This is a genomic window from Lysinibacillus sp. JK80 (assembly GCF_027557635.1).
GTDB classification, from domain to species: domain Bacteria; phylum Bacillota; class Bacilli; order Bacillales_A; family Planococcaceae; genus Lysinibacillus; species Lysinibacillus capsici.
This window is the reverse complement of sequence record NZ_CP058997.1, coordinates 2,996,363-3,019,470: the sequence shown is the minus strand read 5'-3', so window position 1 is coordinate 3,019,470 and position 23,108 is coordinate 2,996,363. Positions and strand designations below refer to the sequence as shown.

Annotated in this window: 25 protein-coding genes and 3 tRNA genes; 24 read left to right on the top strand and 4 right to left on the bottom strand. The window is 37.5% G+C overall.

The window, feature by feature from the left end; translation table 11 throughout:
- Positions 1 to 44 precede the first annotated feature (44 nt).
- The 24 genes from HXV90_RS15155 (at position 45) to HXV90_RS15040 (ending at position 22,030) form a co-directional block, all read left to right on the top strand.
- The gene (locus HXV90_RS15155) at positions 45 to 815 is read left to right on the top strand and encodes a TatD family hydrolase (RefSeq protein WP_066038156.1); all 771 of its coding nucleotides are present in this window, start codon (positions 45 to 47) and stop codon (positions 813 to 815) included.
- A 135-nt stretch (positions 816 to 950) separates the two neighbouring features.
- Positions 951 to 2,162, top strand: coding sequence for a resuscitation-promoting factor (locus HXV90_RS15150; protein WP_048395441.1), 1,212 nt, complete (start codon positions 951 to 953; stop codon positions 2,160 to 2,162).
- Positions 2,163 to 2,382: 220 nt separating this feature from the next.
- Positions 2,383 to 2,949 carry a ribonuclease M5 gene (gene rnmV, locus HXV90_RS15145; RefSeq protein WP_257962298.1) on the top strand — a complete coding sequence of 189 codons (567 nt, stop codon included), beginning with the start codon at positions 2,383 to 2,385 and terminating at the stop codon, positions 2,947 to 2,949.
- A complete protein-coding gene (rsmA, locus tag HXV90_RS15140; protein ID WP_048395444.1) occupies positions 2,942 to 3,823 on the top strand; it encodes a 16S rRNA (adenine(1518)-N(6)/adenine(1519)-N(6))-dimethyltransferase RsmA in 882 nt (293 codons plus the stop codon). The genes rnmV and rsmA overlap by 8 nt, the downstream gene beginning before the upstream one ends.
- A 157-nt stretch (positions 3,824 to 3,980) precedes the next feature.
- Positions 3,981 to 4,241: a biofilm formation stimulator Veg gene (veg, locus tag HXV90_RS15135; protein ID WP_004229199.1), complete on the top strand. Its 261-nt coding sequence runs from the start codon at positions 3,981 to 3,983 to the stop codon at positions 4,239 to 4,241.
- 113 nt (positions 4,242 to 4,354) lie between these two features.
- Positions 4,355 to 4,534, top strand: coding sequence for a small, acid-soluble spore protein, alpha/beta type (locus HXV90_RS15130; RefSeq protein WP_004229193.1), 180 nt, complete (start codon positions 4,355 to 4,357; stop codon positions 4,532 to 4,534).
- Between the two features lie 220 nt (positions 4,535 to 4,754).
- Positions 4,755 to 5,621, top strand: a complete 867-nt coding sequence (ispE, locus tag HXV90_RS15125) for a 4-(cytidine 5'-diphospho)-2-C-methyl-D-erythritol kinase (RefSeq protein ID WP_269897532.1) — start codon at positions 4,755 to 4,757, stop codon at positions 5,619 to 5,621.
- A gap of 56 nt (positions 5,622 to 5,677) precedes the next feature.
- Positions 5,678 to 6,511 carry a pur operon repressor gene (gene purR, locus HXV90_RS15120; protein ID WP_004229190.1) on the top strand — a complete coding sequence of 278 codons (834 nt, stop codon included), beginning with the start codon at positions 5,678 to 5,680 and terminating at the stop codon, positions 6,509 to 6,511.
- Entirely contained in the window at positions 6,508 to 6,882 is a 375-nt protein-coding gene (locus HXV90_RS15115; RefSeq protein ID WP_004229189.1) for a RidA family protein, read from the top strand. The genes purR and HXV90_RS15115 overlap by 4 nt, the downstream gene beginning before the upstream one ends.
- Before the next feature lie 220 nt (positions 6,883 to 7,102).
- Entirely contained in the window at positions 7,103 to 7,405 is a 303-nt protein-coding gene (gene spoVG / locus HXV90_RS15110; protein ID WP_269897531.1) for a septation regulator SpoVG, read from the top strand.
- 261 nt (positions 7,406 to 7,666) lie between these two features.
- Complete coding sequence (glmU, locus tag HXV90_RS15105) at positions 7,667 to 9,037, top strand: bifunctional UDP-N-acetylglucosamine diphosphorylase/glucosamine-1-phosphate N-acetyltransferase GlmU (RefSeq protein WP_103117249.1); 1,371 nt, start codon at positions 7,667 to 7,669, stop codon at positions 9,035 to 9,037.
- A 24-nt stretch (positions 9,038 to 9,061) separates the two neighbouring features.
- On the top strand, positions 9,062 to 10,021 hold the full coding sequence (locus HXV90_RS15100) for a ribose-phosphate diphosphokinase (protein WP_004229183.1): 960 nt from the start codon (positions 9,062 to 9,064) through the stop codon (positions 10,019 to 10,021).
- A gap of 252 nt (positions 10,022 to 10,273) precedes the next feature.
- A complete protein-coding gene (locus HXV90_RS15095; RefSeq protein WP_048395452.1) occupies positions 10,274 to 10,870 on the top strand; it encodes a 50S ribosomal protein L25/general stress protein Ctc in 597 nt (198 codons plus the stop codon).
- Between the two features lie 146 nt (positions 10,871 to 11,016).
- A complete protein-coding gene (gene pth, locus HXV90_RS15090; protein ID WP_016993791.1) occupies positions 11,017 to 11,583 on the top strand; it encodes an aminoacyl-tRNA hydrolase in 567 nt (188 codons plus the stop codon).
- Positions 11,584 to 11,824: 241 nt separating this feature from the next.
- Positions 11,825 to 12,052 (top strand): anti-sigma-F factor Fin, encoded by a 228-nt coding sequence (locus tag HXV90_RS15085; RefSeq protein WP_016993788.1) that lies wholly within the window; start codon positions 11,825 to 11,827, stop codon positions 12,050 to 12,052.
- A gap of 140 nt (positions 12,053 to 12,192) precedes the next feature.
- Positions 12,193 to 15,705 carry a transcription-repair coupling factor gene (gene mfd, locus HXV90_RS15080; protein WP_269897530.1) on the top strand — a complete coding sequence of 1,171 codons (3,513 nt, stop codon included), beginning with the start codon at positions 12,193 to 12,195 and terminating at the stop codon, positions 15,703 to 15,705.
- Positions 15,706 to 16,019: 314 nt separating this feature from the next.
- Positions 16,020 to 16,556, top strand: coding sequence for a stage V sporulation protein T (gene spoVT, locus HXV90_RS15075; RefSeq protein ID WP_004229174.1), 537 nt, complete (start codon positions 16,020 to 16,022; stop codon positions 16,554 to 16,556).
- A 158-nt stretch (positions 16,557 to 16,714) separates the two neighbouring features.
- Positions 16,715 to 18,337, top strand: a complete 1,623-nt coding sequence (locus tag HXV90_RS15070; RefSeq protein ID WP_269897529.1) for a putative polysaccharide biosynthesis protein — start codon at positions 16,715 to 16,717, stop codon at positions 18,335 to 18,337.
- Positions 18,338 to 18,345: 8 nt separating this feature from the next.
- Positions 18,346 to 19,806 (top strand): bifunctional methyltransferase/pyrophosphohydrolase YabN, encoded by a 1,461-nt coding sequence (gene mazG / locus HXV90_RS15065; protein ID WP_269897528.1) that lies wholly within the window; start codon positions 18,346 to 18,348, stop codon positions 19,804 to 19,806.
- Between the two features lie 4 nt (positions 19,807 to 19,810).
- The gene (locus HXV90_RS15060) at positions 19,811 to 20,101 is read left to right on the top strand and encodes an RNA-binding S4 domain-containing protein (RefSeq protein WP_048395337.1); all 291 of its coding nucleotides are present in this window, start codon (positions 19,811 to 19,813) and stop codon (positions 20,099 to 20,101) included.
- A 147-nt stretch (positions 20,102 to 20,248) separates the two neighbouring features.
- Positions 20,249 to 20,548 (top strand): sporulation protein YabP, encoded by a 300-nt coding sequence (yabP, locus tag HXV90_RS15055; RefSeq protein ID WP_004229167.1) that lies wholly within the window; start codon positions 20,249 to 20,251, stop codon positions 20,546 to 20,548.
- A complete protein-coding gene (gene yabQ, locus HXV90_RS15050; RefSeq protein WP_048395335.1) occupies positions 20,545 to 21,036 on the top strand; it encodes a spore cortex biosynthesis protein YabQ in 492 nt (163 codons plus the stop codon). The genes yabP and yabQ overlap by 4 nt, the downstream gene beginning before the upstream one ends.
- Positions 21,037 to 21,053: 17 nt before the next feature.
- Entirely contained in the window at positions 21,054 to 21,458 is a 405-nt protein-coding gene (locus HXV90_RS15045; protein WP_048395333.1) for an FtsB family cell division protein, read from the top strand.
- A gap of 134 nt (positions 21,459 to 21,592) precedes the next feature.
- On the top strand, positions 21,593 to 22,030 hold the full coding sequence (locus HXV90_RS15040) for a S1 domain-containing RNA-binding protein (protein WP_048395331.1): 438 nt from the start codon (positions 21,593 to 21,595) through the stop codon (positions 22,028 to 22,030).
- A gap of 86 nt (positions 22,031 to 22,116) precedes the next feature.
- On the opposite strand, the gene HXV90_RS15035 is transcribed toward HXV90_RS15040, so the two are convergent.
- From HXV90_RS15035 to HXV90_RS15020, 4 genes are all read right to left on the bottom strand, one after another.
- Positions 22,117 to 22,368, bottom strand: a complete 252-nt coding sequence (locus tag HXV90_RS15035; protein ID WP_048395329.1) for a hypothetical protein — start codon at positions 22,366 to 22,368, stop codon at positions 22,117 to 22,119.
- Between the two features lie 165 nt (positions 22,369 to 22,533).
- Positions 22,534 to 22,605 (bottom strand) — tRNA-Glu (locus HXV90_RS15030).
- Positions 22,606 to 22,609: 4 nt separating this feature from the next.
- Positions 22,610 to 22,686, bottom strand: a tRNA-Met gene (locus tag HXV90_RS15025).
- Positions 22,687 to 22,697: 11 nt separating this feature from the next.
- Positions 22,698 to 22,772: transfer RNA gene (locus HXV90_RS15020), tRNA-Gly, on the bottom strand.
- Positions 22,773 to 23,108 lie beyond the last annotated feature (336 nt).

The window sequence follows — 23,108 nt, the reverse complement described above, 5'->3', positions numbered from 1 at the left end:
ATGAAATAATAAATTTTAATAAAATCAATGTTAGGAGAATGAAGATGTTTATAGATACACACGTACATTTAAACGCAGATCAGTATGAGGAAGATCTTCAAGAAGTGATTGATAGAGCTCTTGAAGCTAAAGTAGAACGAATGGTAGTTATTGGTTTCGACCGTAAAACCATTGAGAGAACAATGCAATTAATAGAGCAATATGATTTTGTTTACGGTGTCATTGGCTGGCATCCAGTAGACGCTATTGATTGTACTCAACAAGATTTAGAGTGGATTGAGCAATTAGCTTCACATCCAAAAATAGTTGGCATTGGTGAAACGGGATTGGACTACTATTGGGATAAGTCTCCAAAAGACGTTCAACAGGAACTTTTTCGCAAGCAAATTCAATTAGCTCAAAAGATCAATTTACCAATCGTTATTCATAATAGGGATGCAACAGGTGATGTTGTACAAATTTTACGTGAAGAAAATGCTGCATCCGTAGGGGGTGTTATGCACTGCTTTAGTGGAAGTGTAGAAACAGCGCGTGAATGTATAGCAATGAATTTTATGATTAGTCTTGGGGGACCAGTGACATTTAAAAATGCACGTCTACCAAAGGAAGTAGCTACAGAAATAGCTCTTGAGCACTTGATGATTGAAACAGACGCTCCTTATTTAGCTCCACATCCACATCGAGGTAAGCGCAATGAACCCGCTTTCGTGCCTTTAGTTGCTGAGGAAATCGCACGTTTGAAAGGGTTGACAATTGAGGAAATTGCACAAGCAACTACAACCAATGCGAAAAATTTTTTTGGGATTGACAATTAACTAGCTTAGATGCCTCCAATACAGGGTTTGTGGTTGGCAAAAAACAAGAAGTCAATTTTCAGAGAAATACTTTCGGGTTGACAGTGCCAAAACTAGTCCGTATAATCCAACCTTGTATTAAGGAGGCGTTTTTTCATGTCAAATAATTCCATGAAAAACTTGTTCTTAGGATCATTGAGGAGTAAGCAAACAGTGATAAGAATTATCTCACTTGTCCTGTTTGTGTCTGTAATCTCTTTCGTGCTTTATCAAGGTACGAAAAAATCCGTTAAGCTTGAAGCAAATGGAGAAACAATCGAAGTATCAACACATGCCAAAACTGTAGAACAATTATTACAAAATCAAAATATAGATATAGCAGAGCATGACAAAATTTCACCCTCTCTGAACACCAAAATTGTTAATGGATTAGCAATTACATGGGAACAGGCAAAAGAAGTAACTATTTCAGTTGATGGAAATCAGTCAAAAGTTTGGACAACTGAAACACTTGTGAAGGACATTTTGAAGGAAGCAAATATTAAAGTATCTGAACATGACTCTTTAGCGCAAGGTCTAGATACTGAACTAGGAGCAGAAAACAAAATCGATATTCAAAAAGCGTTTCAAGTAGCGCTTGTCGATGGCGTAAATAAAAGACAAGTATGGTCCACTTCGACTACGGTCGCTAACTTTTTAAAACAACAAGGAATTCAGCTAAATGAATTCGATCGTGTCGAAAATAACCTGGAGAACGTTATTACTCCGGAGAGTAAAATCACAGTAGTTCGCGTAGAAAAGGTTATCGATGTAGTGGAAGACTCTTTAGATTTCGCAGTTGAAAAGAAGCAGGATGCTTCATTGCAAAAGGGGAAACAAAAAGTAGTAGCAACGGGCGAGAAGGGTTCGATTTCTCGTACGTATGAGGTTGTCAAAGAAAACGGTAAGGTTGTGGCAAAAAACCTACAATCTGAGAAAGTGTTAAAAGAGCCGAAGAAGCAAGTGGTTGCTGTAGGCACAAAAACAATTGTTGCAAGTGCAGCAACTGTGTCACGTGGTTCTGCAGAGCCTACTAACGGAAAAGAATTTTATGTAACGGCAACAGCATATACACCATATTGCAACGGTTGTACTGGTACATCAGCAACTGGTATAAACCTACGTTCAAATTCTGGCTTGAAGGTGATCGCAGTTGACCCTTCTGTTATTAAGTTAGGATCAAAGGTTTGGGTAGAAGGCTATGGAACTGCTATAGCTGGGGATACTGGTGGGTCAATTAAGGGTAATAAGATTGACATACTTGTACAAACAGATGCCCAAGCACGTAACTGGGGACGTAAGAAAGTGCGCGTTAAAGTATTAAATTAAAAAAATTGTAAAATTAATCAAAATGTTTTTCACAAATGGAGCTTTCCTGTTTTGACTGGCGGGAAGGCTTCTTTATTATTTTTTAGCAAATGATGTTGTAAGGTATGTAGAGAGTAAGTTGAATAAGATAAGCTCATCTGAACCTTGTATTCCTGTACAAATCGTATAGAGCAGTTGTAAAATGGTCAGAAGATAAGGTAGATAGAAAAGAGGAGCCTTTTTGCAAATTAAAGAAATTATTGTTGTTGAAGGAAAAGATGATACGACAGCTATTAAACGTGCTGTACAAGCAGATACTATAGAAACGAATGGATCTGCAATTTCTGAAGAAACGTTAAAGCGAATTCAGCACGCCCAAGAAAAACGTGGAGTTATTGTATTTACTGATCCAGACTATCCAGGACGTCGAATACGCGCCATTATCGAGGAGCGTGTAAAAGGGGTGAAGCATGCCTTTTTACCAAAAGCGAAAACGATCGCTAAAAACGGTAAAGGGTTAGGGATTGAGCATGCTGCTGATGAGGATATACGTGAGGCATTACAACATGTTTATACCCCTATACATGAGGTGCTAAACGAAGCGGTAATTACACTGGAAGATTTAATGACTGCTCGTTTAATTGGACATCCACAATCAAAGCAGCGTCGTGATAGACTAGGGGAAATTTTAAATATAGGTGCTACAAATGGTAAACAACTTCATAAAAGATTGAAAATGTTTCAGATTACAGAGGAGCAATTTGGTGCGGCTATCGCACAGTTAGATCAGGAGGAAAATGATGCATAAGGATATTGCTACACCAATTCGAACACAAGAAATATTAAAAAAGTATGGTTTTTCATTTAAAAAAAGTTTAGGTCAAAACTTCTTAATTGACCCGAACATTTTAAGAAATATAGTGAGTCACGCCAATTTAACTGAGAATAGTGGCGCAATTGAAGTTGGTCCTGGGATTGGGGCATTAACTGAGCATTTGGCGAGAAGCGCTAAAAAGGTAGTTTCCTTTGAAATTGACCAACGTTTATTACCTGTACTAGAAGATACGCTTAGTCCATATAATAATGTGTCTATTATTCACTCTGACATACTTAAGGCAGATGTGGAGAAAGTAATTGCAGATGAGATGCCAGGTATTGATGATATTATGGTTGTAGCAAATTTACCGTATTATGTAACGACTCCAATTTTACTGAAATTACTCAATGACCGATTACCGATCCGTGGTTTTGTTGTGATGATGCAGAAAGAGGTAGCAGACCGTATAACAGCTAAGCCAGGGACGAAAGAATATGGTTCTTTATCAATTGCAATACAATATTACGTGAAAGCAGATATTGCGATGACAGTGCCAAAAACCGTTTTCATGCCGCAACCTAACGTCGACTCTGCAGTAATTCGCCTTATTAAGCATGAGGAACCACCAGTAAAAGTAATAGATGAGGATTTTCTATTTGTTGTAACGCGTGCTTCATTCGTACAGCGAAGAAAAACAATCTATAATAACCTGCAATCTGGTTTACCTAATGGAAAGGCACAAAAGGATCAAATTTTACAGGCATTAGAGTTAGCAAATATTGAGCCAACTCGCCGTGGAGAAACACTTTCAATTCAAGAGTTTGGGAAATTAGCTGATGCACTTCATCCTGTATTTGCAAAGTAAAAATTTTTGTTAACAATTTTTCGGATATGTAAAAAAATATATATTTTTTTATAAAAAATAAGTTGACAAGATTTATAAGAGGCTGATAAAATATTATATTTTGTTGACATTTTTGGGCCATTAGCTTATACTTGTTATTAGTGAGGTGTAAGCGAAAATGCCAAAAACTTTAGCGGACATTAAAAAGTCGTTGGATTGTCATTTGGGTAAACGTTTGCAATTAAAAGCAAACGGTGGTCGCAAGAAAACGGTTGAGTGTGCAGGGATACTACGTGAGACATATCGCGCCATCTTTGTAGTAGAGCTCGATCAAGAAGACAATACGTGCAAGCGCGTATCGTATAGCTACACAGATATTTTAACTGAAGCAGTAGAGATTACATTTTTAGACGAAGCAAAGGCTGCTGTCGCAAAATAGTTTCTAGTACTTATTTCTATATTTTAGAAACACTCATGTATATTAAAAATACATGAGTGTTTTGCGTTTTCACGGGCATACTAAATTCGTCAGTTGTTAAAGGAGGAGTTTATATGCCTAGAAAAGGTATCATGTCACCTCGTTTAAAAGAAGAGATCGCAAAAGAACTTGGATTTTATGATGTTGTGCAAAAGGAAGGCTGGGGCGGCATAAAAGCTCGTGATGCTGGTAATATGGTCAAACGTGCCATAGAAATGGCAGAACGGGCAAGTAGTGAGCAAGAGCGTAAGTAGACTGTTTTTGCTAAAATAGTCATCTTATAAAGTTTCATTCAGCAGGGATGAAAATCCTTACTGACACAACAAATACAACTGACGAGAGAGAGCCGTTACTCCGAATAGGGTAAACGGTTCTTTTTTTCCATTTTCGTATTCTCAATATGGTAAAATAAAATGAATAATCTTGCGCGAAAAAAAGAACTGTTTATACGTGTAGCTATAAGGAGGAAGAAAGATGCTTTATGTAAAGGCGCCTGCAAAAATCAATTTAACATTAGATGTACTTTATAAAAGACCGGATAATTTTCACGAAGTGGAGATGGTTATGACAACAGTCGATTTAGCTGATCGTATCAGTCTTGAATCTCGAGAAGATGGTGTTATTCAAATAATTTCAACAGATAATTTTGTACCAAATGACCATCGTAATTTTGCTTATCAGGCAGCGCGTCTCATTAAAGATACATATGGCATTAGACAAGGTGTATCCATTACGATTGAAAAGGAAATCCCTATAGCAGCAGGACTCGCAGGAGGTAGTAGTGATGCAGCTGCAACATTAAAAGGGCTAAATGAACTGTGGGATTTAGGTTTATCAATAGATGAATTAGCGGAACTTGGTGCTAAAATTGGTTCGGATGTTTCGTTTTGTGTTTACGGAGGCACGGCACTCGCTACAGGACGAGGCGAAAAAATAAAGGAATTACCAGCTCCACCTAATTGTTGGGTTGTACTAGCTAAGCCTAAAATTGGTGTGTCGACAGCAGAAGTTTATGGGGGTCTTAAGATTGAAGGACTGCAACACCCCAATACACAGCAGATGATACAAGCTATAGAGACAAAAGATTATGAGCTATTATGTTCTTCATTAGGAAATGTTTTGGAAACTGTAACATTTAAGCTACACCCAGAAGTTGTGATGTTAAAGGAACAAATGAAGCGCTTTGGGGCAGATGCCACGCTAATGAGTGGAAGCGGTCCAACTGTATTTGGGCTAGTGGATAGTGAAGCTCGTGTAAGTCGCATTTATAATGGTTTACGTGGTTTTTGTGAGGAAGTTTATGCAGTACGAATTTTGGGTGAGCGAAATACGCTTGCTTAGAAACGCAAATTTGTGTTAATTTTACCTATAAATATTCGTGTTTAGGAGAGGGTCGCATGAAATGGAAGCGTAGTGAACGACTAGTTGATATGACGTACTACTTACTAGAACATCCACATCAGCTGATCCCGCTAACTTATTTTTCAGAACTATATCAATCTGCTAAGTCATCCATTAGTGAAGATTTAACGATTGTAAAAGAAACATTCGAAGAAAAAGGAATCGGGTTATTGATGACAGTGCCGGGTGCTGCAGGAGGAGTAAAATATATTCCGAAAATGTCCGAGGCTGAAGTACGTTTAGTGATTCAAGATTTAAAAGCAGAGCTAGAACATTCAGATCGATTGTTACCAGGTGGTTACTTATTTATGACAGACTTGCTTGGAAACCCAGATTTAATTAATCGTGTAGGAAAGGTCTTTGCTTCGGCCTTTGCAGATCAACAAATCGATGTCATAATGACAGTAGCAACTAAAGGGATATCCATCGCTCATGCCATTGCAAGACATTTAAATGTACCAGTGGTTGTTGTGAGAAGAGATAGTAAAGTAACAGAAGGTTCTACAGTAAGCATTAACTATGTATCTGGTTCTTCCAGAAGAATTCAGACAATGGTATTATCAAAAAGAAGCATGAAGAGTGGACAACGTGTATTAATTACTGACGACTTTATGAAGGTCGGCGGTACTATGAATGGTATGAAAAATCTCTTAGAGGAGTTTGACTGTCAGCTAGCAGGCATTGCAGTGCTTGTGGAGGCTGAGCATGCGGACGAAACATTAGTAGACGATTATTATTCACTTGTAAAGCTTCATGAAGTTAATGAAAAAGATCGAACAATTGCATTAAGTGAAGGTAACTATTTTTCTAAAAGGGGACATGACAAATGAAAGTAGTAGCAACAACAAATGCACCAGCAGCAATCGGACCATATTCACAAGGTATTATTGTTAACGGTATGTTTTATAGCTCTGGTCAAATTCCATTAACAGCTACAGGTGATTTAGTGGAAGGAGATATAACTGTACAAACAAATCAAGTATTTGCTAATTTAAAAGCTGTTTTAGCGGAAGCTGGAACTTCTTTAGATAATGTTGTGAAAACAACGGTCTTTATGAAAGATATGAATGACTTTGTAGCGATGAATGAAGTTTATGCAAATCATTTCGGTGATCATAAACCAGCTCGTTCAGCTGTAGAGGTAGCCCGTCTTCCGAAAGATGTAAAAGTAGAAATCGAAGTAATCGCAATCGTAAAATAAATAAAACTTATTAAGCTCACTAAAGAGAATCTTTATTCTTTTTAGTGGGTTTTTTTACGCCGACAAACAATTGTCAAAAATTACGTATATAAGAAAAAATATTATTCTAATAAGTATTCAAATTTTTTAGAAAATTTGATAGACTATGAAAAGGAAAATATTCGGTAATTGAGAATATAATATTTTCATTTAGGCATCCAAGAAGAGAGGTGGTGAGAAAATGGAAGTTACTGATGTGAGATTACGTCGGGTACAGACGGATGGTCGCATGCGTGCGATTGCTTCCATTACACTTGATAATGAGTTTGTTGTTCACGATATTCGTGTCATTGATGGAAATACTGGTTTATTTGTAGCTATGCCTAGTAAACGAACACCAGATGGGGAATTTAGAGATATTGCTCATCCAATTAATTCTGATACTCGAAATAAAATTCAGGAGATCATTTTAAACCAGTATCATAACTCTAGTGAAATAGAGGAAGCTGGTAAAGAAGAAGAATTAGAGGGAATCGGTGTGTAATAAATAGTAAATAACTTACTTTTTAAGGATATGTTACAAACTTACGGTAAAAAAGATAGGAAGAACTCTTCTAGTTGGAAGGGTTCTTTTTATTTTGATAAAAAGATAATATGAGCAATTTCAGGATATACTTCATGACATTCGAGCATAAGGTGCATTGGATTTAGGAATTCATGTTTTTGTCAACTCTACATGCCTTGAAAATAGATGAATTTTGCTATATAGTCATAAGAGAAAATGAGCGTATTGGAGGACTTACAGATGAGCAATATTTTTGCTGTCATTTTGGCTGCAGGTCAAGGTACACGTATGAAGTCCAAATTATATAAAGTGCTCCATCCAGTATGTGGGAAACCAATGGTACAACATGTGGTGGATCATATTCAGACGTTAGATGTGAATCGCATTGTAACGGTTGTCGGACATGGTGCTGAAAAAGTGCAACAACAGCTTGGTGATAAAAGTGAGTATGTGCTGCAGGCTGAACAACTAGGTACAGCGCACGCTGTGCAACAAGCAGAGGCCATTTTAGGTAATGAAGAAGGTACAACATTAGTTGTATGTGGAGATACACCACTAATTCGTCCTGAAACGATGCAAGCTCTATTCGAACATCATCAAGCAAAGAATGCTAAAGCAACTATTTTAACTGCAATTGCTGAAAATCCAACTGGCTATGGCCGTATATTACGTGGCAGTAACGGACAGGTGGAGCAAATTGTTGAACAAAAGGATGCTTCAGCAGAGCAGCAATTAGTAAAAGAAATAAACACAGGCACATATTGCTTTGATAACAAATTATTATTTGAAACATTGAAGCTTGTGAAAAATGATAATGCTCAAGGTGAATACTATTTACCAGATGTCATTGAAATTTTACAAAAGCAAGGTGATATTGTTGAAGCATATGTCACTGATGATTTTGAAGAAACACTAGGTGTTAACGATCGCGTGGCTTTATCACAAGCCGAGACATTAATGCGTACAAGAATCAACGAGAAGCATATGCGGAATGGTGTAACAATTATCCATCCTGAAACAACGCATATTAGTGCAGATGCAGTTATTGGGCGTGATACGGTGATTCAACCTGGCTCAATGATTGAAGGTGCTACTGTGATCGGTGAAGATTGCATTATCGGGCCAAACACTCAAATCATAGATAGCCGCGTTGGTGATCGTACAACTATACATTCTTCAGTTGTCCGTGAAAGCGCTATTGCAGAGGATACTGCTATTGGGCCATTTGCTCATATTCGACCACTTTCAGACATCGGTAGTCATGTCAAAATTGGTAACTTTGTAGAAGTGAAGAAAAGCAAGCTAGATAATGGCTCGAAAGTTTCACATTTAAGTTATATTGGCGATGCTGAGATCGGTAGTAACGTCAATATTGGTTGTGGTTCCATTACAGTAAACTATGATGGAAAAAACAAGTTCAAAACAATTATTGAAGATGATGTATTTGTAGGATGTAATACTAACTTAGTAGCGCCAGTGAAAGTTGGAAAAGGTTCATTTATTGCAGCAGGTTCTACAATTACAAAAGAAGTTCCTGAAGATGCACTTGCCATAGCTCGTGCAAGACAAGAAAACAAACCGAATTATGTAAGCAAATTAAATTCAAAATAATTATCAACTAAACAGGAGGCCATCATGCCGTATCATTATGCAAACTCACAATTAAAAATATTTTCACTTAATTCTAATAATCCATTAGCTCAAGAAATTGCGCAGGAAATGGGCGTAGAATTAGGTAAATCTTCTGTTAAGCACTTCAGTGATGGAGAGATTCAAATTAGCATTGAAGAAAGTATTCGAGGTTGTGATGTGTTTATCGTGCAGTCTACTTCTGCACCTGTAAACGAACATTTAATGGAGCTTTTAATTATGGTAGATGCAGTTAAACGTGCATCTGCTCGTACAGTAAACGTTGTAATGCCTTATTATGGTTATGCACGCCAAGATCGTAAAGCAAAAGCGCGCGAGCCAATTACAGCTAAATTAGTGGCAAACCTACTTGAAACTGCTGGTGCAACACGTGTTATCGTATTAGATTTACACGCACCTCAAATCCAAGGTTTCTTCGATATCCTAATCGACCACTTAATGGCAGTACCATTACTATCTGATTACTTCAAATCTAAAGGTATTCCAGGAGATGAGATCGTTATTGTTTCACCAGATCATGGTGGGGTAACACGTGCTCGTAAAATGGCTGAACGATTAAAAGCACCGATTGCAATTATTGACAAACGTCGTCCGAAACCAAACGTTGCGGAAGTGATGAACATTGTTGGTAATGTTGATGGTAAAGTGGCAATCTTGATTGATGATATTATTGATACAGCAGGTACAATTACAATTGGGGCAGATGCGTTACGTGCTGCTGGTGCAAAAGAAGTTTACGCTTGCTGTTCACACCCTGTATTATCTGGTCCAGCAATTGAACGTATTGAAAACTCTGCTATTAAAGAATTAGTGGTGACAAATACAATTCAGCTTTCAGACGAGAAAAAATCTCCAAAAATTACAGAGCTTTCTGTAGCTAAATTAATGGCGGATGCTATCTCTCGCGTTTATGAAAATAAATCTGTAAGTACTCTATTTGATTAATAAATATTGTAAGTATAAGACCAATCTACTCTTTGAGTAGATTGGTCTTTTCTATATAATTGGACACTATTTCATCAAGACGAAGAAATAGATGAGTGTTTTATGTGTGAGCCTTCTCACAAAGGGGTATAATAATAATGTGTCTTAATAATATTTACTCTACCTTAAACAAATAGAGCTAAGTATTATCATAGCCTACAACGAATTATTGTTGAGGCGTAAATAATTTTCTTGGAAGGGGAATAAAGAAGTATGAGTACAGTATTAAGTGTTACAAAGCGCGAAACTGGGCATCGTTCAACATTAACCCAACTTAGAAAAGGGGGAGCCATTCCTGCAGTTATTTACGGCTACAAAGTAGATTCAACCCCAATTTCTATTGCTGCAAAAGATTTTAAAAAGTCCATTCAAAAAAATGGGCAAAATAGTGTGTTTTCGCTAGAGTTAGAGGGGAAAAAGGTGAATGCTGTTGTGTCAGAGATTCAGCAATGTTCATTGAAAGATGAAGTAAATCATATTGACTTTTTAGCCATTAATATGGCGGAAGAGCTAGAAGCTGATGTCCCGATTAAATTACTTGGACAGTCAGTTGGTGTGAGTGAGGGCGGTATTTTAATGCAGCCTAACTTAGAATTAAAAGTTAAAGTAAAGCCAACAGAGTTACCCGAATCAATTGATGTGGACATTTCATCGTTGAAAATTGGGGAATCCCTAACAGTAGCAGATATTCGCGATGCTACATCTGTTGAAATTATTAGTGAAGATGAGTATATGTTAGTAACCATTGTGGCGCCTGTTTCTGTAGAGGAAGAGACTACAGAAAATGAAGAAGGGCAAGAGTCAGTATAAAAATAAATACGCTTAAGGCTAATAAGAAGGCTATAGCTTTCTTGTTAGCCTTATTTTTTATGCCTTTTAACAATTGTACAAAATGCTTTCTAGGCGTGCTATATGGTAAAATAATGACTATTAGATTTGAAAGAAGAGAGGTACTTATGAAAATTATCGTTGGTTTAGGAAACCCAGGTAAACCTTATGAGCATACAAGACATAATATCGGCTTTGATGTTATTGATGCGTTAGCAGAAAAATGGGGAACACCTTTAACAAATTCAAAATTTAACGGGATGTACACAACTGTACATCGACCAGAAGGAAAGGTTCTACTTGTTAAACCATTAACATATATGAATTTATCAGGGGAATGTGTTGGTCCCCTAATGGACTATTTTGACATAGAGGTAGAAGACTTAATTGTCATTTATGATGACTTGGATTTAGAGACAGGTAAATTACGTCTGCGCCAAAAAGGGAGTGCAGGTGGTCATAACGGCATTAAATCATTAATTCAACATTTAGGCACTCAGGAATTTAATCGTATTCGAGTGGGCATTAATCGTCCACCAGCGGGCATGAAGGTAGCAGACTATGTGTTAGCTAAATTTTCGAAGGAAGACCAAGTTCTTATGCAAGACGCCATTGTAAATTCTGTAAACGCTGTTGAAGCATCTCTTTCAAAGCCGTTTCTTGATGTGATGAATCACTTTAACGCAAGCAAATAGATGGAAGTAATAAAATTTATGTTAAAGTTTTTGGATAATTGGCATGGTGTAAGGTGAGTAATGAGCTGCCTTACACTATTATTACAGCTAATACTTGTAGTGAATAGTCTTAGCTACAGGTAAAAATTAATTCTCTAATTTTTAAGTTATTGCAATGAGGATGACAGTGAAAAGTGCATAATCCTTTTTATAAATGTCTATACTTTAAGTAGAAAGTTGCTTAAAGGAGGATGATTTGGAGATGTCAGTTCGCTATCGATGTCGGCATTGTGAAGTAGAAATAGGGACACTACCATTTGATGCAGATGATACAATTCGAAAGTTGCATATTTTCGAATTGGGAGAAGCGGATGATTATGTTGAGAAAGATCAACATGGTCAAACGACTGTGCACTGCATTTGTGAGCAATGTGAGGATTCGCTGAGACAATATCCAGATTATCACGCACTCAATAAATGGATTCAATAATTGGAAGGATGCTTTGACACACTTATGTGTGTTCAAGGCTTTTTCCATTTCATAAAACAGCCATTAATAGAGATATGTAAAATAACACTAGAATAATAGAAATAAAAATATAGAATTTATGCTGAAAGGAGCTTTTGACTGTGGAGGTTTTACGACAGCTTGTGTCGCAAGATAAACATATTACATCATTTTTAAAGGAAATTCAGAGCGGTCAAACTGCATCACAGCTTATTACAGGTTTAACAGGAAACGCACGCCCCGTAATGGTCGATGTGTTATTTGAATATGTAAAGAAGCCAATCTATATTATCTCTCCTAATCTATTGCAGGCACAAAAAATGGTTGATGAGCTTGCTGGATTGTTAGGTGAAGAACATGTTCATTATTACCCAGCAGATGAATTTATTGCAGCCGATCTTTCTGTGGCTTCACCAGAACTTCGCGCGGAGCGAATCGCGACGCTCGATTGCTTAGCTAGAGGGGAGAAAGCCGTATATGTAATACCTGTGGCTGGTCTACGTAAAATAATGCAACCAAAAGAACACTGGCTACATTATTTTTTACAAACCGCATTAGGCGAAGATGTTGAAATTGATAAATGGTTGCAAACGTTAGTTGAGATGGGCTATGTACGGAATTCAATGGTGACATCACCTGGAGAGTTCGCATTACGTGGGGGAATTTTAGATATTTATCCACCTTATTTAGAATCACCAATTCGTATTGAATTATTTGATACAGAGGTTGATTCCATACGAACATTTTCAGCAGATGACCAACGTTCTATTGATAAATTACAAAAAATTCGTATTCTTCCTGCTTCTGAGGTCATTCTTACGAAATCAGAAAGACAGGCATTAGCAGACCGTTTAGAAGTGGCATTAGCAGCCAGCCTAAAGAAGGTGAAAAAGCAGGAGACGAAAGAACTTCTGTATCAGCATATTCAATATGATATTGAGTTGCTACAGCAAGGAAATTTACCTGATTATGTAAACAAATATGGCTCATTATTATACGATAAAACAGCCTTTTTGGGAGATTACTTTGAATATGATGGTATTGTGCTTTTTGACGAACTTGGACGTATTCAAGAGGTAATGGATGCATGGGAACGTGAAGAGGATGAATGGTTTTTATCTTTAATCGAAGAGGGAAAAATGGTTCATGATGTCAAACCTGCCTTCTCATTAAAAGAAATATTGGCGATGTTGTCACAACAAAAGCTTTCATTTTCATTATTTTCGCGAACATTTGCAGGGATTACGTTTACTAAAACAACCAACTTTTCTTGCAAGCCAATGCAGCAATTTCATGGACAAATGTCCTTGCTTCAAAGTGAGGTTGAACGCTGGTTACTTGGCAAATTTACAGTTCTCATCATAGCAAGGGATAAAGAACGAGTGAAAAGAGTTCAGCAAATGCTTGAAGAATACGATATTCATACAGCGATAGGTGAGCCAACAGAACCTGGTATTTATATTGTAGATGGTGGCTTGTCGAGTGGCTTTGAATTGCCTCTGCAGCGTTTAGCGATTGTAACAGAAGACGAGCTCTTTAAACAGCAGGCAAAGAAAAAAGCACGCACACAAAAAATGACCAATGCTGAACGTATTAAAAGTTATACGGAAATTAAGCCAGGTGATTATGTTGTACATGTTCATCATGGGATTGGTAAATATATTGGTGTAGAGACATTAGAGGTTAATGGTACACATAAGGATTACCTGCATATTCGATATCGTGCAGACGATAAATTATATGTACCCGTAGAGCAAATAGACTTAATCCAAAAATATGTGGCGTCAGAGGATCGAGAACCAAAGCTACATAAATTAGGTGGAGCAGAGTGGAAAAAGGCGAAAGCGAAGGTATCCTCTGCTGTACAGGATATTGCGGATGATTTAATAAAGCTGTATGCAAAGCGTGAAGCAGAGAAAGGGCATGCTTTTACACCTGATAACGATGACCAGCGTAATTTTGAAGCGATGTTCCCCTATGAAGAAACAGAAGATCAACTACGTTCAATTGTTGAAGTAAAACGAGATATGGAACGTGAACGCCCTATGGACCGCTTAGTCTGTGGTGATGTAGGCTATGGTAAAACAGAGGTAGCCATTCGTGCCGCATTTAAGGCTATTCAAGATGGAAAGCAAGTGGCATTCCTTGTCCCTACAACTATTCTAGCTCAGCAACATTATGAGACTATTCGTGAGCGCTTTCAGGACTTTGCCATTAATGTTGGATTGTTATCTCGCTTCCGGACGAAAAAGGAGCAAACAGCTACATTAAAGGGCTTAAAAGAGGGCCGAGTCGATATAGTTATTGGAACACACCGTATTTTATCTAAAGATTTAATTTTTCAAGACCTTGGTCTGCTAATTGTGGATGAAGAGCAACGCTTTGGTGTGACGCATAAGGAAAAAATTAAGCAGTTAAAGACAAATGTCGATGTCTTAACATTAACAGCTACACCCATCCCAAGGACACTTCATATGTCCATGGTAGGGGTCCGAGATTTATCTGTTATTGAGACGCCTCCTGCTAATCGTTTCCCAGTTCAAACATATGTGATGGAGCACAGCGGGGCATTAGTACGAGAAGCTATTGAGAGGGAAATGGCACGTGGCGGACAAGTATTTTATTTATATAATCGGGTAGAGGATATGGCTCGAAGGGTTGAGGAGATTCAAGTGCTGGTCCCTGAAGCACGGATAGGCTTTGCTCATGGAAAAATGACTGAATCAGAGCTAGAATCCGTAATTTTAGCCTTTTTAGAGGGCGATTATGATGTGCTTGTTACGACAACAATTATCGAGACTGGTGTCGATATACCGAATGTAAATACATTAATAGTCCATGATGCTGATCGCATGGGCTTAGCACAGCTCTACCAATTACGCGGGCGCGTTGGACGTTCTAACAGAGTAGCTTATGCATATTTTATGTACCAACGCGACAAAGTTCTGACAGATGTAGCGGAGCAACGTTTACAAGCAATTAAAGAATTTACAGAGCTTGGCTCAGGCTTTAAAATTGCGATGCGAGATTTATCTATTCGGGGCGCAGGAAACTTACTTGGAGCGCAGCAACATGGCTTTATTGATTCAGTTGGCTTTGATTTATATTCACAAATGCTTCAGGATGCCATCGCGGAACGTCAAACGGGCGTGAAAAAAGAAGAAAAGCCAGATATAGAAATTTTGCTGAGTATTGATGCTTATATTCCAGACGCTTACATTCCAGATGGTTATCAAAAGATCCAGATGTATAAACGAATTAAAGCCATGGATCAGGTGGAGGAGTATGACGAAATCATGGAGGAATTAGAGGATCGATTTGGCGATCTTCCAATTGAAACAGAGCGTTTACTTCGAATAGCACGAATGAAAGTTTGGGGCTTAGGTGCGGGAGTAGTATCTGTAAAGGAGAAGCAAAAACTTATTACAATACTATTGTCAGAACAAGGGACGGCAAGTGTCGACGGCAGTAAGATTATTGAAGAATCGATGAAATTCGAGCGTGCTGTTGGTTTTGGTATGGATGGCATGCAGTTAAAATTAACAATAGATGAACGCAAGAGTGGGAAATATCAACCCTTTGATATGTTGGAAGAGCTAATGCAAATTATTGATAAAGCAAAAAAGCAGCCATAGTAGTTAAGAGGCTAATCTTATCTTTTACCGTAAAAGATAAGATTAGCCTTTTTCATGTTGCTTCAGTAATCATCATCTCTAACATATTTGCTCACAGGAATAATTGATTTTTTCCAATATTTTTTATGAATTAATTATAGAAACTTATTCCTTGGGTAATCTAATAAAGAGTTGATTGATGTAATACCGTTTTTTGAAAAAAATTGATTGATGGTTGTGAAATCCTTTTTCTTCAGTTTTTGCATAGATTGCTCAAATAAAAACCATACTATCATTGAATTAAAATTTCATTGTAGCGAAAGCGAGGCATTAGAATGAAGGCAACAGGAATTGTTCGTCGTATTGATGATTTAGGGCGTGTAGTTATTCCAAAAGAAATTCGTAGGACGCTACGTATTCGTGAAGGCGACCCGCTTGAAATTTATACGGACCGTGAAGGCGAAGTCATTTTAAAGAAATATTCTCCCATCAATGATTTGGGGGAATTTGCAAGAGAATATGTTGAAACACTTTATGAAACGATGGGCACACCAGCATTTGTCACTGACCGTGATGAAGTAATCGCTGTTGCAGGGATAGGGAAAAAGGAATATATAAATCGTCGCATTACGTCCTTTGCGGAAAGCTTTATGGACGAACGCTCCACAAAAATAGAAAAAATGGAGACAACGATTGAAATTGTCCCTGGACAATATGAGCAAGTAAAATCATATTGTGCGACACCTATTATGGTGAATGGTGACCCAATAGGCTGTATTATCGTCTTGTCTAAAGTACACTTTGTTGGTGAGGTAGAAGTCAAAGTAGTGGAAACAGCTGCAAACTTCTTAGCAAAACAAATGAATAGTTAATGCATGTAAAAGTTATTGCGATGACCTTTAAGGCTGAACAATAACTTTTTTGCGTACATAAGGATGAATCATTATAGGAACAGTAGTGCCACCTTGCACGTCAAACTTTTGAGATATGCTATACTATTGGCATTGTTAAGAAGGAAAGAGGGCAATTTATGTCGCAACGTTTTGGTATGAAAAGCTACATGAAGGGTGCCGCCTTATTGACGATAGCAGCCCTTATTGTAAAAGTTCTTAGTGCCATTTACCGTGTGCCTTTTCAAAATCTAGTAGGTGATGAAGGCTTTTATATCTATCAACAGGTATATCCAGTTATTTCAATCTTCGTTGTTTGGACATCTAGTGGCTTTGCTATAGCCATTTCTAAAATGCTTGCAGACAATGATTGTATTGTTGATACAATAGAACGTGATGAAAGACGTCGCACTATAACACAGGTAGTTTTCAGGTATTTAACGGTATTATCACTACTGTTTTTTGCCATTTTATTTGGAGGTGCTGAAAAGATTGCCCATTTAATGGGAGATATTCAATTAGCACCACTTATTCGTACAGGCTCCTTAGTAGTATTGGTTATGCCGGCGCTGGCTATTTTAAAAGGTAGCTTTCAATCTAGAGCAATTATGGAGCCTATTGCTTATGCCCAAGTACTTGAACAAGCAGTGAGAGTAACTGTCATATTAGCAGGTACCTTTCTTATTATGACAACGACTAAATCTCTTTATGGTGCAGGAAAAATGGCTGTTATCGGTACAGTAATTGGAGAAATTACAGCCTTGCTATTACTTGCTTATATCTCATATAAACGATTTGGTCTACAGCAAGTTAAACAACATCTACAAGGTAATCCAAGTTTACCTATCATTAAAGAGGTCACTTGGCTCAGCTTGAGTGTCAGTATGAGTGGTCTACTACTCCTTGGCTATCAATTGGTCGATTCATTTACAATCTATTCTTCATTAATTGATAATGGGATGACTCCTACAATTGCAAAGGAAACGAAGGGTATTTATGATCGAGGACAACCGTTAGTTCAACTAGGTGTTGTCATTGCATCCTCATTGTCGTTGGCCATTGTGCCACTTGTCGCCCATTTGTCGAAAAAACAAGCGGGACGTAGTGCAGTGCCATTCATACAATTAACATACAAAGCATCCGTCCTGTTCGGCTGGTCTGCTGCACTAGGCTTAATGCTAGTTATGCCTTATTTAAATGAAATGCTTTTTAAAACCAATTCCTTATCGGAAGTATTGATTGTCTATGTATTTCAAATTGTCCCTTTGTCGATTATCCTTACATTTACAGCGATCTTACAAGGCTATGGAAAATTAAAAAAACCAACTTTATTTCTCATAATTGGTTTTCTAATAAAAATTATATTAAATGTACGTTTAATTGGTGGATTAGGTGTACTAGGAGCTGCCATCGCAAATGATATAGGATTATTATTAACAGCAACCTTGCTAATTATTTATTTAAAAACATTGACTGGCATTCAATTAGCTTCAGGCGCATTTTATAAAAAAGTAGGTATAGCCTCCTTCAGTATGACAATCGTCGTTCTTATATGGTTACAGCTAGTATCGTCCTTGTTAAACCATTTGATGTCTTCACGTATGATAGCCATGGTGGCGGGTTTGACAGCAGTATCTATTGGGGCGTTTGTTATGCTAACAATTATTGCAAAGAAAAGAGTACTAATAGAAAAAGAATGGTATTTACTGCCGTTTGGACGTAGAATGGCTGTTTACCAACTTTGGCTAAATTCAAGGAAGTAGGTGTAATATTGAATACATTAACAATTATTGGTTTAGGTGCAGGTGACTTTAATCAGCTGCAAATGGGTGTTTATAAAAAATTAAAGGCTGCTAAAAAATTATATGTACGAACAGTGGATCATCCGGTTTTAGAGGAATTAGCAGCAGAGGGTGTGGGATTTGAAAGTTTTGACGACGTTTATGAAAAACACGATACATTTCAACCTGTGTATGCAGAAATAGCTGATTCACTTATAGAAGCTACCGCTGTTGAGGATGTTATGTATGCTGTGCCAGGGCATCCACTAGTTGCAGAGCAAACAGTGCAATTACTTATTGCAGCCGCAAATGAAGGGGAAATTGAGCTAGTCATTGAGGGTGGTCAGAGTTTCTTAGATCCCATTTTTGGTGCGTTAAAAATAGATCCAATTGAAGGCTTTCAATTACTTGATGGTACTAGTTTTTCAATGCATGACATTAACATGCGTCAGCATATCTTGATCGCTCAAGTATACGATACATTCAGTGCATCAGAAGTGAAGCTAACGTTGATGGAGAAATATGATGATGAGTATCCTGTGACAGTTGTGACAGCGGCTGGATCTTCACAGGAACAGATTGTCACAGTGCCACTCTATGAACTCGATCAAAGTGTAGAAGTAAATAATTTAACAACAGTCTATGTACCACCTGTAAAATCACAGGAGGAGTCATTAAGAGATTGGACAACATTCCGTCAAATCATTGCAACGCTGAGAGGTCCAAATGGCTGTCCTTGGGATCAAAAGCAAACACATGAGTCGTTGAAAAAATATTTACTTGAGGAAGCACATGAATACTTGGCTGCGGTCGATGCTGAGGATGATTTTGCTATGATTGAGGAACTTGGTGATGTGTTGTTACAAGTATTTTTGCATGCACAAATTGGAGAAGATCAAGGTTATTTTACACTTGAAGATGTGTTAGCTTCGATTAGTAAAAAAATGATTCGCCGCCATCCGCACGTTTTTGGGGATGTTGCAGTAGAAGATGCAGATGATGTTGTGGCTAATTGGGAGGCTATTAAAGCTGAGGAAAAAGAAACTAGCGACAAACCTTTATTAGACGAAGAATATAGAGCATCTTCGGCATTACAGACAGCCTACAATTATCAAAAAAGAGCTGCAAAAGTGGGCTTTGATTGGCCAGATGTGGAGGGAGCATGGGATAAATTTACCGAGGAATGGCAGGAATTTCGCCATGAGGTGACGAAAGGCTCTAATGCGTCCCGTCTTGATGAATTTGGCGATGTATTGTTCACATTAGTAAACTTAGCACGTTTCTATAAATTATCACCAGAAGAAGCCATGCTACATGCAAATGAGAAATTTGCAAGACGTTTCGGCTATGTTGAGCAACAGGTAAAGGCAAGTGGAAAACCATTTTCCGATTTTACATTAGAACAATTAGATGCATTTTGGAATGAAGCAAAGCAACTAGAAAAGGAGTAAGATTATGAGATTAGATAAGTTTTTAAAAGTATCCCGTTTAATAAAACGCCGTACTTTAGCCAAAGAAGTGGCCGATCAAGGACGTATTACAATCAATGAAAAGATTGCAAAAGCAAGTAGTACAGTGAAAGCTGGTGATGAGCTTGCTATCCGTTTTGGTCAAAAAATAGTAACGGCACGTGTAGAAGAAATACGTGATACTGTGAAAAAAGAAGATGCAGCAAAAATGTTTACCATTTTGAAAGAAGAACGACTTGAAAAGATTGAGCCTGAATTTATTGATGATGAGGATTAAAGCTAAATTTATTTTCTAGCCCTCCTATTGTTGTCCCGCCTTTCTTTTTGTAGGTGAAAGTATGACACAACTTAAATAAAGTTGTCATGCTTTGAAGGTTGTCCGCATAAAGTGAACAGAAGCTAGGACGACTAAAGGAGGAAAAAAATGACGCTACATCAAGAAAGTAATCGTTACACAATTCCATCTGGAGAGCATATTTTAACGATTCGTAATCGTAAAAGAATGGACATGACTTCTGTAAAATCAATTGAACGCTTTGATCAGGAAGAGTTTTTCATTAAGACGTCCCAAGGGCACTTGTTAATCCGTGGAGAGGAACTGCATATCGTTCATTTAGATGTTGACAAAGGATTATTGACACTTGAAGGAACTGTAAAAACCTTACAGTACGACGAGGAGGAAAGTGGCTTCTCGAAAGGTTTCCTTCATAAGTTATTTGGATGATTGTCAGTGAACAATTTTATCAATTAATTGTCATGGTTTTGAGCGGTATAGCAGTTGGTTTCATAATTGATAGTATAAGGCTTATTGTTTTTTCAACTCCAAAAAGGTCAAGCCTTCGAAAGTGGATGATGGTTGTTGAGTTAATAACTTGGATTCTACTTGGAGGGTTGACATACTATTTATTATTTTGGCTAAAAGATGGCGCTTGGCGGGCTTACGACCCGCTAGCGCAAATAGCCGGAATTTTTTTGTATCAATCATTTTTTCAAACCTTTTTACGTTTCGTTGCTAGAATTTTGGTGAATATAACATGGAGACCCTTTTGGTTCATTGTGCGTTTCATAATTACGGTTATTCGACAAATTTTGCAATTATTAATAAATATTGTTATGTTTGTTATAAGACCTTTTGTCAAAATTTATTCGTATTTGTCCTACACTTTTTTTAAAAAATTACGATATTTGAAGTATAATAAAAAGCAACAATAATTATCGGAGGTGCGGACATGACTAGACGTCATTCATCAAATGATGAATCCCAAAACTTCACTAAGCTTGATAATGACTATGTCCGTAACACGGATAGAGCTATAAATCGCAAACAACAGGCTCGAAAACGTAAGATGCGTCGTATTGTCTTTTTTGCGATTGTACCAGTCATTATTATTGCTCTTCTCTTAAATGTGCTGTCACATCAGAATGAAACATTAGCAGCAAAAGAGAAATCCAAAGAAGAAGCGAATCGGCATCTCACTGAATTGAAAGAAGAACAAGATACATTAAATCTTAAAATCAAACAATTGCAGGATGATGAATATATCGCAAAGCTATTAAGAAAAGAGTACTACTTATCGGAAAAAGGTGAGATTATTTTCATCATTCCAGATAAGGAAGATAAAAAAGACGACTGAAAAGCTATGTATTGTTGACACTCTTTTATTGTTATATATAATGAAAAGAGAAGCTTATTGCAGTAAAAAGTTTGATTAAATTGATTACATGGCTCAAAAGAGTCGCTTAATTTTTAAGGAGGAGCATTTTTTTTATGTCAATTGAAGTAGGCAGCAAGGTACAAGGTAAAGTAACAGGAATCACAAATTTTGGAGCATTCGTTGAGCTGCCAGATGGCAAAACAGGCTTAGTTCACATTAGTGAAGTTGCTGACAATTATGTAAAAGATATCAATGAGCATCTAAAAGTTGGAGATGAAGTTGAAGTAAAAGTGATGAATGTTGAAGCGGACGGAAAGATTGGTCTTTCAATCCGTAAAGCAAAGCCTCAAGCTGAAAGACCAGAGCGACCAGAGCGTCCAGCACGTCCACGTCGTGATAATCGTTCCAATGATCGCAACGAACGCCACCAGCCAAAAGAAAATTTTGAGCAAAAAATGGCACGCTTCTTAAAAGATAGTGATGAACGTCTAGCAACACTTAAACGTGCTACAGAATCAAAACGCGGAGGTCGCGGAGCTAGAAGAGGGTAGTTTGCTGACTGTTTTAATCGTAGAAAAAGTGTATGAAATAGAGTTGGGAGTGGCTTTTTAAAAAGCTACTCCCTTTTTTAATATACCTATAAAGTAGAAGAAGGTCTCTTTTTCTTTTTTGTGGGTGTTATCGTTTTTTCATCGGTAAGACCAATGGATTCTTTCTTCACAGGATGGATAACCATTTTGACAAGTAAAGCAACACCATATACACTCACAGCTAGTCCGCCAAGCAATAAGATTATTTGAACAAAAAACGGTAAGTTTATTAGAATTGAAATAAGAATAATCATTGAGCCACTTCCACAAATTAAAGCAGCTTTTGTTAATGCACTCAAGGGAATTAAACCTCCTAAAAACGTTGTTTTTACTAGTATGCCATACTTTTATATTCTGTCACATAGCTTTACTTGAGCGGACGGATAGAATTTGCAAAGAAGTAGATAGATGGATAAATTAAAAATAGGTATCTCAGAATCTAGTTCTGAGATACCTATTTGAGATGACCCGTACGGGATTCGAACCCGTGTTACCGCCGTGAAAGGGCGGTGTCTTAACCACTTGACCAACGGGCCTATATGGTGGCGGCCGAGGGGATCGAACCCCCGACCTTACGGGTATGAACCGTACGCTCTAGCCAGCTGAGCTAGGCCGCCAAGTTTAGAAATGGAGCGGAAGACGAGGTTCGAACTCGCGACCCCCACCTTGGCAAGGTGGTGTTCTACCACTGAACTACTTCCGCATGTCGTTTAAGCAACAAGTTAAATAATACAAGCCAATCGTGCTAGTGTCAAGTAGGTTTGAAAAAATATTTAAAGATATTTCAGGACATTTAACTATAGAAGAATATTTTAGCGGATTTTTTGTTCTTACGTAGAAATATATCCTAGAGAAGAGTTGAATCAAACCATTAATAGTACATAAAATCCCTTCAAATTAGGCTTTAAGATGAATAGTAAATAATTATTATATTGATTCAATAATTGAATTTTCCGATATTTCTATTGATCAAAAGCCTTTTACTATAGAAATTGTTGCCAATTCTCGTATTTATGAATAGCTATTAGTCGAAATATTT

What these genes read in the sequence shown, in the direction of transcription:
- HXV90_RS15095 (WP_048395452.1), top strand. Translation starts at nt 10,274, where the DNA reads ATGAGTACAGTATTAAGTGTTACAAAGCGCGAAACTGGGCATCGTTCA.
- HXV90_RS15100 (WP_004229183.1), top strand. Translation starts at nt 9,062, where the DNA reads ATGCCGTATCATTATGCAAACTCACAATTAAAAATATTTTCACTTAAT.
- rsmA (WP_048395444.1), top strand. Translation starts at nt 2,942, where the DNA reads ATGCATAAGGATATTGCTACACCAATTCGAACACAAGAAATATTAAAA.
- yabP (WP_004229167.1), top strand. Translation starts at nt 20,249, where the DNA reads ATGACGCTACATCAAGAAAGTAATCGTTACACAATTCCATCTGGAGAG.
- HXV90_RS15155 (WP_066038156.1), top strand. Translation starts at nt 45, where the DNA reads ATGTTTATAGATACACACGTACATTTAAACGCAGATCAGTATGAGGAA.
- HXV90_RS15045 (WP_048395333.1), top strand. Translation starts at nt 21,054, where the DNA reads ATGACTAGACGTCATTCATCAAATGATGAATCCCAAAACTTCACTAAG.
- yabQ (WP_048395335.1), top strand. Translation starts at nt 20,545, where the DNA reads ATGATTGTCAGTGAACAATTTTATCAATTAATTGTCATGGTTTTGAGC.
- HXV90_RS15115 (WP_004229189.1), top strand. Translation starts at nt 6,508, where the DNA reads ATGAAAGTAGTAGCAACAACAAATGCACCAGCAGCAATCGGACCATAT.
- HXV90_RS15150 (WP_048395441.1), top strand. Translation starts at nt 951, where the DNA reads ATGTCAAATAATTCCATGAAAAACTTGTTCTTAGGATCATTGAGGAGT.
- glmU (WP_103117249.1), top strand. Translation starts at nt 7,667, where the DNA reads ATGAGCAATATTTTTGCTGTCATTTTGGCTGCAGGTCAAGGTACACGT.
- HXV90_RS15070 (WP_269897529.1), top strand. Translation starts at nt 16,715, where the DNA reads ATGTCGCAACGTTTTGGTATGAAAAGCTACATGAAGGGTGCCGCCTTA.
- HXV90_RS15060 (WP_048395337.1), top strand. Translation starts at nt 19,811, where the DNA reads ATGAGATTAGATAAGTTTTTAAAAGTATCCCGTTTAATAAAACGCCGT.
- veg (WP_004229199.1), top strand. Translation starts at nt 3,981, where the DNA reads ATGCCAAAAACTTTAGCGGACATTAAAAAGTCGTTGGATTGTCATTTG.
- HXV90_RS15130 (WP_004229193.1), top strand. Translation starts at nt 4,355, where the DNA reads ATGCCTAGAAAAGGTATCATGTCACCTCGTTTAAAAGAAGAGATCGCA.
- spoVT (WP_004229174.1), top strand. Translation starts at nt 16,020, where the DNA reads ATGAAGGCAACAGGAATTGTTCGTCGTATTGATGATTTAGGGCGTGTA.
- HXV90_RS15085 (WP_016993788.1), top strand. Translation starts at nt 11,825, where the DNA reads ATGTCAGTTCGCTATCGATGTCGGCATTGTGAAGTAGAAATAGGGACA.
- HXV90_RS15040 (WP_048395331.1), top strand. Translation starts at nt 21,593, where the DNA reads ATGTCAATTGAAGTAGGCAGCAAGGTACAAGGTAAAGTAACAGGAATC.
- spoVG (WP_269897531.1), top strand. Translation starts at nt 7,103, where the DNA reads ATGGAAGTTACTGATGTGAGATTACGTCGGGTACAGACGGATGGTCGC.
- purR (WP_004229190.1), top strand. Translation starts at nt 5,678, where the DNA reads ATGAAATGGAAGCGTAGTGAACGACTAGTTGATATGACGTACTACTTA.
- ispE (WP_269897532.1), top strand. Translation starts at nt 4,755, where the DNA reads ATGCTTTATGTAAAGGCGCCTGCAAAAATCAATTTAACATTAGATGTA.
- pth (WP_016993791.1), top strand. Translation starts at nt 11,017, where the DNA reads ATGAAAATTATCGTTGGTTTAGGAAACCCAGGTAAACCTTATGAGCAT.